The organism is Streptomyces sp. SID12501 (assembly GCF_010550245.1).
Lineage (GTDB): Bacteria > Actinomycetota > Actinomycetes > Streptomycetales > Streptomycetaceae > Streptomyces.
This window is the reverse complement of the sequence record NZ_JAAGLU010000973.1, coordinates 1-397: the sequence shown is the minus strand read 5'-3', so window position 1 is coordinate 397 and position 397 is coordinate 1. Positions and strand designations below refer to the sequence as shown.

1 pseudogene is annotated in these 397 nt (G+C 70.0%); it reads right to left on the bottom strand.

The features are described from left to right. Positions 1-19: 19 nt before the first annotated feature. Positions 20-397: pseudogene (locus G3I71_RS49405) on the bottom strand (hypothetical protein); the annotation flags it as partial.

The following is a 397-nucleotide window of genomic DNA, read 5'->3' as shown; positions in this document are numbered from 1 at the left end:
GGCGGCGTGCCCCCGTCCCTCATGCGGCGTCGATCAACGTCCACGGCACGGTACGGCCGAGGGCCTGACGGGGCTTGCTCCGCGCCCAGTGCAGCACCGACGCCGCCATCACCCCGCCCGGGTCGAGGACCTTGTGGGTGGGTTCGAACGGCTCGCTCATGCTGGTGTAGCTCTGGAACATCGCCAGCAGCTTCACGGCCTCCTGCTGGACGGGGGAGAGCCACTGCGCGGCCAACGGCAGGAAGAAACGGTTCCAGCTGTCCGTGGACACGGTCGGCGGCTGCGCGATCGGATCCACGCCGTGCTCGGCCCGGAACGCGTTGAGCGTGTCGCAGGTGATGCGGACCAGGTCGGCGAGGCGCATGCTGTCCTGCCCGGACGAGATCACCTCGGTGCG